Below are 13692 nucleotides of genomic sequence, written 5' to 3' on the forward strand. Positions count from 1 at the left end.
TGTCGGGATGGCCTTTTACTGCTTATAAGCTTCCTTATTCCACCGAGTATTCAATCAGATTGCCCGACACACCCAGCATTTTCTCACTGGACAGATGCAGACGCTCAATCACCTGGGTAAAAGCTTCAACCAGGGAAGCCTGTTCTGCCGCCGATGCGGATATCTGGCTGATTTCGTACTCCATTTTGCCGATAGACTCCTGGACTTCCTTCAGAGCCGCCTCGATGCCTGATGTCGCCTCTCTGGAATGAACAGAAAGCTTACGCACCTCAGTTGCTACTACTCCGAAGCCGGCTCCCGCCTCACCTACACGCGCCGCTTCAATTGCGGCATTCAGACCCAGCAGGTTGGTCTGTTCGGAGATTTCGCGGATCAGGCCGGATACCTTGGTAACCTTACCCGCATTTTCAACCGCCAGCCTGCTGTTCTGCAGAATCTGCTCGCTGGTCGCCTGAAGCTCCTCGGCATGTGCAGCTACGTGCTGTACCATATCGGTAAGCTCGTTCGAGATATGCTGATTATCGTCTACAACAGCGTTAAGCTGGTGCTGGTTACTCTGGTCATAGGTAGCACAGAGCACCGCCACCACTTCGTTGCTGTCATCGACAATCGGAATGTTGATGACATCTATAGGAAAGCCGTATAATTCAGCGCTAATATGTACGAGGCTCGGCTCTCGCCCGTTCGTCAAGGCTCCAAAATTCTGGAACTGCGGAATCAGCGGATCACCGACCTTTTGCTCCAGCTCAAAGCCCCGGGTCTGTACAAAATAAAGAACCTTGGTCCGGTCATACACGACAAGGTTCACTTTTTCACGTAAGGTCTGGGTAAAAAACGGCAATGCCTTCAATACGCTTTCTAAGATATTCATGATGCTTGCAGCTCCCTATCCATTTGAGGTCTGTATTTGATGTAAGGATAGTTATATCGGCAAAAGAATAGTCATTGATTATATATTTTAAATATTAATATTATAATTTAAAGAAAGTGTATAAAAGTAAGTACTTCAACTTGATTTACTAGGAAATTAAGGATTTTTAATAGTTCTCTCCGCGGTAATAACGCTCCAGCTTATGCTCCAGATGAACGAGCTGCTCCTTCTTTTTCTCGATATCATCCAGCAGCACCTGCTTCTGCTCCTCAATCATCCGGGTCCTCTCCGGCAGGGTTGATGTTCCGGTCTTAACCATATCGTAGTACCGCTTAATCTCCTCCACACTCATCCCCGTTTCCCGCAGACATTTCAGGAACTCCAGCCAGCCGATATCCTCTTCACTATACAGCCGGTTATTCTGTTCATTGCGTACCGCCGGCTCCAATAGCCCCTTACGTTCATAAAAGCGGATCGCCCCGATGTTCAGCCCTACCCTTTTAGCAATCTGTCCTATTGTAAACATGCTGCCTGCCTCCCGAAAATTCATTGTTGACCTACACTTAGTGTAGCATATTAAGCTTCAAATTATAGATAGATACCCCTTAACAGAAAGAAGGATAATAATGACGAAAACAGCTTTGGTAACAGGTGCGAACAAAGGAATCGGATTCGAAACCGCCAGACAGCTTGGCGCAACGGGATGGAAGGTAGTGCTCGGATCACGCAGTACGGAACGGGGAGAGGCGGCAGTTGCCGAATTAACCGGCCAGGGGCTGGATGTGGAGCTGTTGCAGCTGGATATGACGAATCCAGACAGTATCGCACAGGCTGCCGCTACGATTCAATCGGCTTACGCTGATCTGACGCTCCTGATTAACAATGCCGGTATGCCGGGGGCCTTCTCCAGCTCCTTTAGCACTACCCGTGAGGAGGATCTGCGGCAGGCCTTTGAGGTGAACTTCTTCGGTACCTTCCGCTTAAACCTGCTGCTGCTGCCGCTAATTAAACAGAATGAAGGAACGATCATTAACGTATCGACCGACATGGCTTCCCTGCAGTTCATGCAGCATACGGAATATCCGCTGAACTGCTTCGACTATAATGCCTCCAAAACAGCCAGCAACGCAATGACCACCGCCATGGCTATAGAGCTAAGAGACACCAGCGCTCAGGTATTCGCCGTCACCCCCGGATTTACGAAGACCGACCTGAATCACAACGCCGAGGGCGGCAAGTCCAAGGAAGCAGGGGCAGCCATTATTGCCGGCTACGCCACCGACGGCAAGCGGCATAACGGGGAGTTTCTGGATGTGAACGGAATTTACGCCTGGTAAAATCATATAAATGGCTGAAAGACCGGGGAAGCTTTTGCTTTTCCGGTCTTTGTACTGCCGTTTTCAGCAGTGTGGCTGAATTGGTGGAGCTGCTGGAGCGGATCGCCTGTAATGCTGCTCTGGTGAAGATCGAGGACTGATTATATTAAGAAAAAAGCAAAATCCGGCCGCTTTATGTAGAATCATAAGGCGCCGCTAATCTCGGCTTTGCTCGCAATACCACTTTGTTTAGCGAACCGGCACCACCTTTGTCACCCGTGCAGGGAGTCGCTTATGGGGAGCGAATAGGTATATCACCAAATACCGAAGCGGAGGAATGGAAAATGGAAATGTTTAAAACAAAGGAAGCTGCAGAGCAATTGTCCGTCAGCCAGACCACGATCAAACGCTGGGCCGCGATGTTCCCTGCCAGCTTTCCCAAGGACCGGTTCGGTCATTATATATTCACCACGCAGGAAGTCAGCCTGCTTAGATCCATTAAAGAACGGCTTGAGCAGGGGGAATCGCTGGATAGCATTACGCTGGCCGAGAATCAACTGCAGGCGGAAAGCCAGTCACAGGCAGAGCCGGGGCCTATTATCCGGCCATTACCCGTAACGGAGCCCCCTATGCAGGAGGTCTGGTCCAGGCTCGTCCGTATTGAGCGCTCGCTAGACCAGAAGGCCGACGAGGTCGTCTCCGTGCAGCTGCTTCAGCAGCGCCAGGAGCTTGAGGAGCTGCGCCGGCTGATTCAGCAGCTCGCTGTATCGATTGAAAGCATGCAGCAGCCGCGGCTTCAGGCAGCCGCGGCCTATGAGGAGCTGCATCCCCTTGCCGCCATGAAGCTCAAAACCCCGCCCAAGAAGCGCGGGCTGCTGCGCACTTTTTTCTCGCTGTAGGCGTACGGGTCTGGGTCCGACGGCATTGCCGGGCTCAGGCTTTTATTTTACTCCAGTAGTACGTTTCCCTAACTGTGGCTGATCTGCCACCTATCAGAGCCCGCGACGCAGACGTTCCTGCCAATCCAGCCAACGGCGTTCTTCCCAGCCCGGCCAGATCTTTTTTATCCCGTCTAACAGCCACTCACCCGCTATCGTGATCGAATTTTCATGCGAAGCGTAGATGACCCAGTCCATGTCAGCAGAAAACCAGTAGCCCTCGCCGTTGATTGTGTAGGCCGGGTTAAATCCTTCTATACCAAGCTGATACTCCGGTGAATGATCGAACTCTCGCAGCTCGAAAATCCGCCTTATCCCTTGGGCACTTAATATTGCCTTTAGTGCCTCAATCCCCACCTCTGCCGCAAAATAGTCTTCCATAAAAGCTTCTATGTCCGCCGTCTTGGCATCAGAGAGCGGGTACCACAAATCACTGATACCCCACTTTTCCCTCAGGTCCTCCCACAGTAAGGTCCGCTCTACCTCTGACAAGGTGCGCCGGTAAGGCAGCCTAGATACGTGGACTATCCCCGCTGCAGCTTTTTTATCCAAATAATCCGCTAATGCTTGCCGCTCAGCCGCCGCAGTCTGCTGAAATATCCCCTCTTTATTCTCGGTAAACAAGCTCTGGGCGTTCCAGACAGCCGATAGGATGTTCTTATGCGCTTCTTCCTCAGCGGCAAATTCTGTTCCGTCAGACTCTTCAAGCTCAGCAAGGATTGCATCCAGCACTAAATAACGGGGGAACAGCGTTTCCGCCTCTAACGTGTAGCCCCCTTCTTCTGTCCTGTCCTTGCCGGCATTCATCAGCCGTGAATAGGTTCTCCCCCAATACCGGGACATAATCATGCAGTAACGCCTTGCAAGGGTATGAAGCTGCTCTGCCTGATTCATAATGCACATCCTTTTTATATGAATTTGGTTGTATTAAATTAAAAAAAGAGCCTGAACCCCATCATTGGGGTCCAAGCTTTCATTATATTACTTCTGCACTAAACTCTCAGCTGCCTCAATCAGCTGCTCTTTCGTCACCGCTGCAGAATCAGTCTGTACATGATAGGCAATCCCCTGATCCCCGGCTTCGCTAATCCAGGTCACATCCTGGTGGATACTGCTCTGCCCGAACAGCGACTGGTCATTCTTGAGATAATGTGCAGTCAGTCCGCCGATCGCGGCATCTTCAGCGGTTATCCCGGGCGGGCTTAGCTGGAGGATAGCAGGACTCACATCTTCCCCGGCGATTTGCCAGGTAACGTAGATCGTATCATGGGATGCATTCCGGTAGACTGAAGTGTAGGTATCCATAAAATCATTGGCTGTGTCAGTGAGGCGCCACAGCATCTCACTTCCTGAAGCTGTACCTTCAGTCTTCAGCTCATCGAAAATGGAGCTGGCGCCAATCCCTAAAGCGACTTGAAAAGGGGATGCCTCCATGCCTTCTTCCAGGCTGTAGGCTCCAAGCAGGGTATCAGGCAGCTTTTCCTGTACTCCCTGCTGCTGAAGCAGCGTTCTCCATTCCTCTACCGGTACCTTCACCGGGTTATTGATACCATAAATAATCGATGTCTCGCCAATAGTAAGATCAAAATCACGAAGATATACGACCGCCGATTCCCCGGGTACTAGCTGTGCTTTTACCTTTTCCAGCTCACCGCGGATTTTCACCACATCCTCCTGCTTGAACTGCAGCTGCTGCTCCGTCCGGTTACTGACGGACAGCTTGCCTTCATAGGAATACAGCAGTCTGCTGCCGGCATAACCAAAGCCGCACAGCATTACTACAATAAGAGCAGTTAAGAGGTATACAGACTTTTTTCTTTTCCTGGACATAAATGAGACTCCCCTTTGCTGCATCACCTGCTGCCTGTATTCCGCCGTGATCCGGTTATCCAGGCCGGAAGGACTTCTCCGGGAATCGTGCTTGAATTCCTCTGTCAGCTGCTGCTCAATAGACAAAGCCATCACCCTCCTTTTCCATACCCTGCTCAGCGAACCGGCGGCGTAACTGCTTAAGCGCATGATGATGCCTCGATTTTACGGTGCCTAACGGAACCTCCAGCAGCACGGCAATTTCCGTCAGCGGACAATCCTGATAATAGCGGAGCACGATAACCTCCCTGAGCTTAAGCGGCAGCGTCTGGAGCAGCGGAAGCAGTTCCAGCTGGTCGTCCAAAGCAGTGAACTGGCGTTCAGCCGCCGGGTCTGCAGACCTGCCGGTGCTGAGCTTCAGCTTTTCCGTGATCCGGAACAGACGCCACTCCCTCCGCTTCCAGTTCCGCACCTGCCTGATCATCAGGCCGCTGAACCATGCGCCAAAGTTCTGCTGCGGATCATACGTATGCACGCTTCTGTACAGCTCAAGATATACCTCGCTCATAATATCTCCCGCATCCTGCTGGCGGGGCGCAAGGTAGCTGATGAAGCGGTACGCATGATCCCTTGTAGCTTCATACACAACCTGAAACGCTTCTTCCTCGCCCTGGCTCATCCGGATAAGCCATGGGTGTAAATCTAAATCCTTCATAGGACCGGCCTCCATTCAGGCGTTACAACGGATATTGGCCCGCTGGGGTTAAAAAGGTTCAAAGGGGGAGGATATTTATTGCTGCTCATGCGGACTCAGCGAACTGGACGTCGGGTATTCAACTCCGCATATGTTATCTTATAATGGAGTAAGTTCTAAACGGCTGGACGTCCATAGCCATTATCATAAGTCTGCTTGCTGCAATCAAGCCCGAAGGGAGCCCCTATGCCTGTTATCGAAATCATTCCCTGGATAATCACATTTGTCCTCCTGCTATCCGTACTTTGGATTGTACTCATAAGCTGGAAGAACGGGATCTCGCCGATGCCCGCCTCAGGGCTTGTCCGGCTGGCGGTGATTGCAGAGGTGCAGCGGATTCGGGGCTACAGCAATATTGTTGAAGCCGGTTCCGGCTGGGGAACGCTGGGGCTGGAGGTTATCCGCCATTGTCCCGGGAAGCGGCTGACCGGAATTGAAAATTCCGGGATTCCCCTAGGGTTCTCCAGGCTGTTCACCTTACTCTATGCCCGCTTGCTGCCGGAAAAGGGTGCCGGGGAGGGGCTTCGCAAACGGGTTATTTTTAAGCGAGGGGATATTTATAACTACTCTTACAGGAATGCCGACATCGTGCTCTGTTACCTGTTTCCGGGAGCAATGGTGCGTCTGGCAGAGAAGTTCAGGCAGCAGCTGCCGCAAGGCGCGACGGTGATTAGCGTCTGTTTTGCCTTGCCGGACAGGCAGCCTGTGCGTGTTATTACCTGTAAGGACCGCCTGCGGACTAAGGTGTATGTGTACCGGTATTAGGGAAGGGTTACAAATCGAATGACATCTGCCGCAAACCGGTCAGGCGCTTCAAAATGCGGCAGATGTCCACATTCCTCATATATTTTCAAAGTTCCATTCCGTGTATATTCAACAAAAGTCCGGGTCTGTTCTTCACAGGTAATCGGATCATGCCTGCCTTTGATCAGAAGAACGGCAACCGTGAGCTCTTTAAGCATGGGAAGCACCGGATCGAACATCCGGCCCTCTTCCATTAGCTTGGACAAATGTATATAACTGCGCCTTCCAAACTCCTCTGTCTCACTGTCTGAATACTGCATCTCTGTATAATTGTTGCCGTCATTCGGCGTGTATACCTTCATTCTCAGTTCACCCAAACCTTGGCCTAACTCGAAAAAAGAGTGTAACAGCTCAAGCGGCGGCCGATTATCTCCTGCTGCTGCGAGACAGGCTTGTGCCTGCTCTGATTTACCGAGTGACTCGTACAAGCCTGCTGCCTTGCGCAGCCAGCTCTGAAGTGATTTTGGCAAATCTAAAGAAGGACCCTCCAGAATCAGGCTCTCTACCGAGTCTGGATACTTGCCGGCATACCGGACCCCCAATAATCCGCCAAAAGAATGGCCCAGAACAGACCATTTTGCAATCCCCAGCTCTTTACGCAGCTGCTCACAGTCCTCTACCAAATCCTCCAGCGCTAACGGCTCACTCTCTCCGATCTCCTCAGAACGCCATACTCCCCGCTGGTCAATGCCAATTAGGCGGAGTTGGCCTGATAGGCGCTGAGACTGATGCAGCATGAATTCATAACATCCTTCTCCCGGTCCCCCATGCAGATACAACAATGGCGGAGCCGCTGCGTCACCGTGAATCTCTACATACAGGCGTTTACCGCGGATTTTGAATGTAGTTTCCATAACAAACCTCCCTTCCAATGCCTTTATCAAATAAAGTTCATATCCCTGCTTAACCTTCCCACAGAGATTATCCGCTTAAAATTCTCAACCAAATCCATATTGTACTCCTTGTCAAACATGAACCTGCCGGACAGGGTTATGTCAGGCAAGCCTAAGCTATATTGGTACTTGGTAAGTGAATGCAGGATCGCAACGTCACCCTTTTTATTCGTACGCTTAACCGAGATCTTCAACTCCTCCGGCGACATTGCATTTAGGTCTGCTTGCTCTAACGTATCCAAGTGTTCCAGCTCATGAACAAAACGCTGAAGCTGCTCCAGCTCGAACCAGACATTAAGACTACAACCAGTAAACTTGTTATTTACAACCTCAATACTACAAGCCAAACTGGGTAACCGTTCATGCATGTACTGTTTAAGATAAAAGGTGATGTATGATGCTCTATCGGATGAATATATTCTAAAATCATAATCGGTCTGTCGGTTAAACATGGCTTTCCCCCCAGCGAACAAAATAAATTGAACTCCTAAAATATTACAAACTTTCTGGATTCATTGTAATCGCAATCTACCTCCCCGCCAAGACATCCTAACGGACTCAGCAGACCTTATTCTTGCCATTTCAGTCCACCGGCGGGTTTAACGGACTCCAGCGGCGTTATTAGCTCCGAACTCATCCGCACCAGCGCATTTTCGACTAAATAGCGTCATCTGAGTCCGTTAGAATCTCCAAACGCCGGAAAATCGGCAAATAACGCCTCCTGGGTCCGTTAGAGCGTCCAGTGTGCTGCAGCTGCTATAAATGCTCCGTTTACGGTGAGCGGGACGTTTGCTACGTTTGCTACACCTGCTCCATCCTCCCTCCGCACAAAAAAGAAGAGCAGCGTCCCCCAATAAAGGGAGAACGCTGCCCTGCTCTTTTACAAACACTCTATTACTTGTTCGCCAGGAATGCATCAATCTGTGCCTGCAGCTCGGTCTGGATCTTCTCAAGACCCGCGGATTGCAGCTGCTTGTTCAGTTCAGCCAGACCTTTGTCGATGTCTTCGATTACGCCGTATTCCAGCGGAATGGCGTAGCGCAGCATCACGTTGCCGACGTTGGCGATTTCTGTCTTCACTTTGCTGTTGTCAAACACGAAGGTTTCCAGATCATAGTGGTACACACTGGATTCCCAGCTGTTAACCAGATCGGAAGCTTCCTGCGGGAATGCTTCATTGTCGCGGTTCAGCGGCGAGTTGAAGTTCCAGTTGGAGAAGCCGGTATAGTTCGGGTTCTTCTCAAGTGCTTTGTATTTGTTGTCGCCTACCGGCTCGTAGTGCACGCCGTTGATTCCGTACATGATCAGGTCGTGAAGCTGTTTATCATTTTGCATCAGGTCGATCATCATCAAGGAGCGCTCCACATTTTTGGAGGTCGCATGGATGGATGTACCGTTCTGTGTCGAGATAGCGATCGATTTTTTCTTGCCTTGGTTGATGTCGGCCAGTGCTACTTCGTAAGGTGAATTTTCCTGGCGCATCAGGGCCATCAGGGCACCCAGCGTACCGTTGTTGTGCGTAATCGAAGCCGTTTTTCCTGCTTTGAAGTCAGCCTGATGATCGTTTTTGCTGTTCAGCACGTTCTTGGACCAGGCGTTATTGTCGGCGAGATCCTTGTAGTACACCAGCAGATCCTTGAATTCAGGTGTTTCATAGACGTTAAATACTTTACCTGTCGGATCATCCAGCTTGAAGGCGAAAGGCAGGTCGAGATCGAACATGTTCCATTCATTCTGCTGCTTCAGCAGAACGCGGTCCAGGTTATGATATTTCCAGTCTCCGGTTTCCGGAGTGAACGGGGCAACGCCCTTTTCGTTCTGGGCAATAGTTTTCAGGTAAGTCGCATAGGCCTCAGGGCTGTTGATCTCAGGCAGATTGTACTTTTTGCGCAGATCTTCGCGGTAAAGAATCAGCTTTTCAACAGACTCTCCTCTGTTCTGCGGAACCATGTACAGCTTGCCGTTCACCTTGGCCTGATCCCAGCTTACCTGCGGCATAACCTTCATTGTCTCCGGCATGTACTTGTTCAGCAGCTCGTCGGTCAGCTCCAGGAAGCCGCCCTTCAGAGACTGGTCATTGTAGCCGGCCCAGTTCGCCGAATAGATCAGGTCGAAATCCTCGTTCGCCGCCAGCTTCAGCGGATATTTCTGTGCCCAGTCAGACCAGTCCAGGAACTCGCCATCGATTGTGGCATTAATTTTTTCCTTCAGCACTTTATTGATTTCTGCGAACACGCTGTCATAATCGACCGGCTTAGGGCCGACAAAAATCATTTTCAGCTTCACTTCTTTAGAAGTGTCGATAGTACCCGAAGCTGCAGGATCTGTTGCAGTCCCTGTATCCGTGCTGCCGCCTGCCTCTGATGCATTATTAGTAGGCTCAGCCGGTGCATTGGCATTGTTATTGCCTCCGCCGCACGCACTTAGAATTGTAACGAAGGTTAAAACGAGCGCCAGCAGCATCATTCTATTTCTTTTCAGCATCTCAAGCCTTCCCCCTTGTAATTAAGTATACAATCTATTGATAAACCGGAGCATTCCGGGTTCATCCTTTGACAGCACCAATCGTTAGACCTTGAACGAAATACCGCTGCACGAACGGATAAGCCAGCAAAATCGGGCCTGTAGCCACAACCGTCATCGCCATTTTGAGACTTTCGGTCGGAATGGACGTGGTCACAACAGCACCCGCACCCATCATTGCCTTGCGCATACCGTCCATGTTGCCCAGCATTTTGTATAAATAGTACTGGAGCGGCATCAGATTCTCATTGGAGATGAACAGCAGCGCATTGTACCAGTCATTCCAGTAAGCCAGGGCGAGAAACAAACCAATCGTAGCAAGTGCAGGCTTAGACAGCGGCAGAATCAGGCGGACATAAATCTTGAAGTCGCCGGCGCCGTCAATTTTGGCCGATTCCACAATGGCTTCCGGGATACTGCTCATAAAAGACTTCATGACGATAATATAGAACACATTCAGCATCATCGGCACAATCAGGGCCATCGGTGTATCCTTCATATCGAGATAGTTAACGATCAGCAGGTACCAAGGAACGAGTCCGCCGCTGAACAGGGTAGTGAAGAAGAAGAAGAACGAAAACTTATTGCGCCATTTGAAATCCCTGCGGGACAGCGCGTAAGCGGTCATCGAGGTCAGGAACAGCCCCAGCAGAGTGCCGGTCACCGTAACCCCGATAGTCACCAGATAAGCATTAATCATTTCCTGCGGGTATTTGAAAAGAATGCTGTAAGCCTCAGTGGAGAAGGCCGTCGGTATAAACTGATAGCCGTCCGTTACGATTTTGGTCTCTTCGGTCAGGGATGAGGAGACGACCAGAATGAACGGGAAGATACATAGCACGGCGAGAAGGATTAGTGAAACATAACCTATGGCTGAGAAAATTTTACGGTCAAGCTGTTTCATATCGTTACCTCCATTTCCTGTTTGTCCCTAGAACAGGGCACGGTCTTTGTCGTATTTGCGGACAGCGTAGTTCACCGTCATGATGGTTGCGAATCCAAGCACCGACTGGAACACGCCTGCTGCAGCCGACATTCCGATGTCATTGGAAGTAATCAGTGACCGGAAGACAAAGGTATCGATAACATCCGTTGCGGAGAACAGCAGCCCGTTATTACCGACCATATTGTAGAACATCCCGAAATCACCGCGGAATATGTTCCCGACCGCCAGCAGCACCAGAATAATGACCGTAGGATACAGGTTAGGCAGGGTTACTTTCATAATCCGCTGGAAAATATTAGCGCCGTCAATTTCGGCCGCTTCGTACATTTCTGTATCGATACCCGAAATCGCCGCCAGATACATTACCGTTCCGTACCCGAGACTCTTCCAGGCTGCTACAATAACCAGGATGTAAGGCCAGTAGGCCGGCGTATTATAAATATCTACAGGCTCAAGGCCAAGTCCTCTAAGCAGCGCATTCACTGTACCGATATCATAATTGAGCAGGTTATAGGCAATCGCACCAACTACGACCCAGGAGATAAAGTAAGGCAGGAACAGCGCCGATTGTGTAATTTTGCGGAACCATTTGCCTCCGACCTCAAACAGCATAATGGCAGCGAAGATCTGCAGGGCATTGTTTACCGTAATAAAAGCGATGTTATAAAGCGCTGTATTCCGCGTAACCCGCCAGGCGTCGCCTGATTCGAAGAAAAAGCGGAAGTTGTCCAGCCCGTTCCACGCACTGCCGAAGATGCCGCCGGCGTAATCGTATTTTTTAAAAGCAATGATGATACCCGCCATCGGGATGTACGCGAACAGGAGGAAGAAGGCAACCGCCGGTAACAGCATCAGCAGGATAACCTTATAGTTTTTCAAATCACTCCAGAATGTATGCCCTTTCATTTCTGCACCCCTCTCTCTTCTATATCTCACATTATAAGCAGGACGGGCCTTTGGCATAATTCAGCGAAACAACTAAACTTAATACTAATTCAACGATTTAGTATTAATTGAACTTTTGTTTTATTAAGGTTGGCTGCGGCTCCAGAGAATGTTTGGACCTCCGGCCGCTGTTGTCTGCAGATTTCTTGATTTATACCGCTGTTCGCGGTGGAAATCCGCAGACAAAGGCGGACACTCCCGCTCCTCCAGTTCCAAAATTCCCCTCCGCCACTTCTCTCTTAATGTTTATTTAAGTTTAATTAATACGATCAAAAAAAAGCCCCCGTCCTGTTAGGATAGAGGCTGCAACATTATATTTTATTCTGCTTCCGGTATTCGCCCGGGGACATGCCCATATACTGCTTAAATTGCCGGTTGAAATAGATGATATTTTTGTAGCCGGCCTGCTCGGCAATTTCATAGACCTTTTTGGTCGGGTCCTCCAGCAGCTCACAGACCCGCTTCATCCGCAGCTCGCCGACATAGTCGCTGAACAGGCTATTCGTCTCCACCTTGAACAGGTGGCCCAGGTAGTTAGGCGAGAAATCGAAGTGGGCCGCTACCTCGTTCAGTGTAATCTTCTGGTCCAGCCTTGCCTTCACATAGTCTGTAATTTCATCAATCAGCTTGCGCTTCTGCCGCTGGCGCTTCAGATACAGCCGCTCCGAGAGCTCGAAGAACCGCCGCCGCAGCCAGGAGAGGATATCATGCACCGTCTCGAACTGGAACAGCACGAACGGCTGATGGGCATCCCAGTTCAGAATCTCGTACAGATGCTCATTCATCTGCCGCAGGTCGGCATGCAGCTTGGAGGTGATCCGGATGATGATATCGTAGATATCATTTTTCTGCGAAATCGGGCTGTCTCCCGCAAACAGCTGCAGCAGGCAGTCATCGACGGTCGTAAGATCATATTCAAGCATCGCCTTCAGCATCCGGTCCACAATCTCCTCCAGATCAGAGGCGATTTTCTCCTTCGGATGCCACTCCGAGGCGTCTTGAATAAGCCTGTTTTTGCCGACAATCCATTTAATGCTCAGTGCAGCCTGGGCCTGCCGGTAGGAGTCATGCAGCTTATCCGGCTCAGCCGCGTGCATCCCTTTGCCTATGGTAACAGAGCTGGAGAATTTCTGATAAAAGGACCGGATCAGCTCCTCCAGCAGGGCAGTGAAATGCTGCTCCTGAACCGCAGCCAGAATAATAAAGTGATAGTCATAGCCGGTAATGACCATACCCAGATTATGCTCCCGGGCAAACCCGCGGATAAAGTCTCCGGCGCTGGCACTCCAGGCATACCGCTCTTCCTCGCTCCAGCCGCGTATCTTCCAGGCGATATCATCCAGCTCAACAATAGCAACAGCCGACATTACCTGCAGGTACGGTGTAAGCACACCGAGAATATGGGCCTGCGCCGGACCCGGGGCAGCTTCACTGAACCAGCGCAGCAGCAGCTCCTGATTAACCAGTGACAGCGTCTCCGTCAGGGAGGTATGCTGCCTGCGCTCCTGCTCAATCTTGGCGCAGAGCCGGACCAGCATACCGTCCAGCTCCTCGTCATCCACAGGCTTCAGCAGATAGTCGGAGGCATTTAGCTGAATGGCCTCCTTGGCATAGTTGAAGTCCTGATGGCCGCTGATGAACACAATCTCAACCTCCGGGTTCATTTGCTTAGCCTTACGGGCGAACTCCACCCCTGTCATAATCGGCATCCGGATGTCAGAGAGAATAATATCTATAGGGTGCTGCTCCATTACTTTAAGGGCGGCAAAGCCGCTGGCAGCCGTTCTGACGCTATGCAGCGGCAGATGGCTGCTTCCGGCCACGCGCCGTCTCAGCCACTCCAGATCAACCGCCTCATCATCCACCAATAGTACATTTATCTCCACTGCCATA

14 protein-coding genes are annotated in these 13692 nt (G+C 50.7%); 3 read left to right on the top strand and 11 right to left on the bottom strand.

Translation table 11 applies throughout. The annotated features are described in order from the left end of the window. Positions 1-34: 34 nt before the first annotated feature. Both R70331_RS29515 and R70331_RS29520 read right to left on the bottom strand, forming a co-directional pair. Positions 35-871, bottom strand: a complete 837-nt coding sequence (locus tag R70331_RS29515) for a methyl-accepting chemotaxis protein (RefSeq protein WP_042181714.1) — start codon at positions 869-871, stop codon at positions 35-37. A gap of 166 nt (positions 872-1037) precedes the next feature. Continuing rightward, complete coding sequence (locus tag R70331_RS29520; protein WP_042181716.1) at positions 1038-1397, bottom strand: MerR family transcriptional regulator; 360 nt, start codon at positions 1395-1397, stop codon at positions 1038-1040. Between the two features lie 100 nt (positions 1398-1497). Here R70331_RS29520 and R70331_RS29525 point away from each other — a divergent pair, with 100 nt between their 5' ends. Together R70331_RS29525 and R70331_RS29530 are read left to right on the top strand one after the other, a co-directional pair. After that, positions 1498-2208 (top strand): SDR family NAD(P)-dependent oxidoreductase, encoded by a 711-nt coding sequence (locus R70331_RS29525; RefSeq protein WP_042181718.1) that lies wholly within the window; start codon positions 1498-1500, stop codon positions 2206-2208. 323 nt (positions 2209-2531) lie between these two features. After that, on the top strand, positions 2532-3086 hold the full coding sequence (locus tag R70331_RS29530; RefSeq protein ID WP_052419271.1) for a MerR family transcriptional regulator: 555 nt from the start codon (positions 2532-2534) through the stop codon (positions 3084-3086). 93 nt (positions 3087-3179) lie between these two features. On the opposite strand, the gene R70331_RS29535 is transcribed toward R70331_RS29530, so the two are convergent. The 3 genes from R70331_RS29535 to R70331_RS29545 form a co-directional block, all read right to left on the bottom strand. Beyond that, positions 3180-4019: a hypothetical protein gene (locus R70331_RS29535; RefSeq protein ID WP_042181720.1), complete on the bottom strand. Its 840-nt coding sequence runs from the start codon at positions 4017-4019 to the stop codon at positions 3180-3182. Positions 4020-4106: 87 nt separating this feature from the next. Beyond that, on the bottom strand, positions 4107-5081 hold the full coding sequence (locus R70331_RS29540; RefSeq protein ID WP_042181722.1) for a hypothetical protein: 975 nt from the start codon (positions 5079-5081) through the stop codon (positions 4107-4109). After that, complete coding sequence (locus tag R70331_RS29545) at positions 5071-5649, bottom strand: sigma-70 family RNA polymerase sigma factor (protein WP_042181724.1); 579 nt, start codon at positions 5647-5649, stop codon at positions 5071-5073. Before R70331_RS29545 ends, R70331_RS29540 begins: the two co-directional genes overlap by 11 nt. Before the next feature lie 225 nt (positions 5650-5874). Between R70331_RS29545 and R70331_RS29550 the strand changes: the two genes are divergently transcribed. Further along, positions 5875-6453 (top strand): class I SAM-dependent methyltransferase, encoded by a 579-nt coding sequence (locus R70331_RS29550; RefSeq protein WP_042181726.1) that lies wholly within the window; start codon positions 5875-5877, stop codon positions 6451-6453. On the opposite strand, the gene R70331_RS29555 is transcribed toward R70331_RS29550, so the two are convergent. The 6 genes from R70331_RS29555 to R70331_RS29580 all read right to left on the bottom strand — a co-directional run bounded on the left by R70331_RS29555 (position 6450) and on the right by R70331_RS29580 (position 13691). Beyond that, entirely contained in the window at positions 6450-7346 is an 897-nt protein-coding gene (locus tag R70331_RS29555; RefSeq protein ID WP_042181728.1) for an alpha/beta fold hydrolase, read from the bottom strand. The two genes, R70331_RS29550 and R70331_RS29555, sit on opposite strands and share 4 nt — an antisense overlap. Positions 7347-7372: 26 nt before the next feature. Beyond that, the gene (locus tag R70331_RS29560; protein WP_156131217.1) at positions 7373-7837 is read right to left on the bottom strand and encodes a hypothetical protein; all 465 of its coding nucleotides are present in this window, start codon (positions 7835-7837) and stop codon (positions 7373-7375) included. A 442-nt stretch (positions 7838-8279) separates the two neighbouring features. Next, positions 8280-9869 carry an ABC transporter substrate-binding protein gene (locus R70331_RS29565; RefSeq protein ID WP_042181731.1) on the bottom strand — a complete coding sequence of 530 codons (1590 nt, stop codon included), beginning with the start codon at positions 9867-9869 and terminating at the stop codon, positions 8280-8282. A 61-nt stretch (positions 9870-9930) separates the two neighbouring features. Further along, positions 9931-10812 (bottom strand): carbohydrate ABC transporter permease, encoded by an 882-nt coding sequence (locus R70331_RS29570; protein ID WP_042181733.1) that lies wholly within the window; start codon positions 10810-10812, stop codon positions 9931-9933. Between the two features lie 27 nt (positions 10813-10839). Next, complete coding sequence (locus R70331_RS29575; protein ID WP_042181735.1) at positions 10840-11760, bottom strand: ABC transporter permease; 921 nt, start codon at positions 11758-11760, stop codon at positions 10840-10842. 350 nt (positions 11761-12110) lie between these two features. Beyond that, a complete protein-coding gene (locus R70331_RS29580) occupies positions 12111-13691 on the bottom strand; it encodes a response regulator (protein ID WP_231576378.1) in 1581 nt (526 codons plus the stop codon). Position 13692: the final 1 nt, after the last annotated feature.

This window comes from Paenibacillus sp. FSL R7-0331 (assembly GCF_000758645.1).
GTDB lineage: Bacteria > Bacillota > Bacilli > Paenibacillales > Paenibacillaceae > Paenibacillus_AQ > Paenibacillus_AQ camerounensis.

What these genes read in the sequence shown, in the direction of transcription:
- R70331_RS29515 (WP_042181714.1), bottom strand. Translation starts at nt 871, where the DNA reads ATGAATATCTTAGAAAGCGTATTGAAGGCATTGCCGTTTTTTACCCAG.
- R70331_RS29520 (WP_042181716.1), bottom strand. Translation starts at nt 1,397, where the DNA reads ATGTTTACAATAGGACAGATTGCTAAAAGGGTAGGGCTGAACATCGGG.
- R70331_RS29525 (WP_042181718.1), top strand. Translation starts at nt 1,498, where the DNA reads ATGACGAAAACAGCTTTGGTAACAGGTGCGAACAAAGGAATCGGATTC.
- R70331_RS29530 (WP_052419271.1), top strand. Translation starts at nt 2,532, where the DNA reads ATGGAAATGTTTAAAACAAAGGAAGCTGCAGAGCAATTGTCCGTCAGC.
- R70331_RS29535 (WP_042181720.1), bottom strand. Translation starts at nt 4,019, where the DNA reads ATGAATCAGGCAGAGCAGCTTCATACCCTTGCAAGGCGTTACTGCATG.
- R70331_RS29545 (WP_042181724.1), bottom strand. Translation starts at nt 5,649, where the DNA reads ATGAAGGATTTAGATTTACACCCATGGCTTATCCGGATGAGCCAGGGC.
- R70331_RS29550 (WP_042181726.1), top strand. Translation starts at nt 5,875, where the DNA reads ATGCCTGTTATCGAAATCATTCCCTGGATAATCACATTTGTCCTCCTG.
- R70331_RS29555 (WP_042181728.1), bottom strand. Translation starts at nt 7,346, where the DNA reads ATGGAAACTACATTCAAAATCCGCGGTAAACGCCTGTATGTAGAGATT.
- R70331_RS29560 (WP_156131217.1), bottom strand. Translation starts at nt 7,837, where the DNA reads ATGTTTAACCGACAGACCGATTATGATTTTAGAATATATTCATCCGAT.
- R70331_RS29565 (WP_042181731.1), bottom strand. Translation starts at nt 9,869, where the DNA reads ATGCTGAAAAGAAATAGAATGATGCTGCTGGCGCTCGTTTTAACCTTC.
- R70331_RS29570 (WP_042181733.1), bottom strand. Translation starts at nt 10,812, where the DNA reads ATGAAACAGCTTGACCGTAAAATTTTCTCAGCCATAGGTTATGTTTCA.
- R70331_RS29575 (WP_042181735.1), bottom strand. Translation starts at nt 11,760, where the DNA reads ATGAAAGGGCATACATTCTGGAGTGATTTGAAAAACTATAAGGTTATC.
- R70331_RS29580 (WP_231576378.1), bottom strand. Translation starts at nt 13,691, where the DNA reads ATGGCAGTGGAGATAAATGTACTATTGGTGGATGATGAGGCGGTTGAT.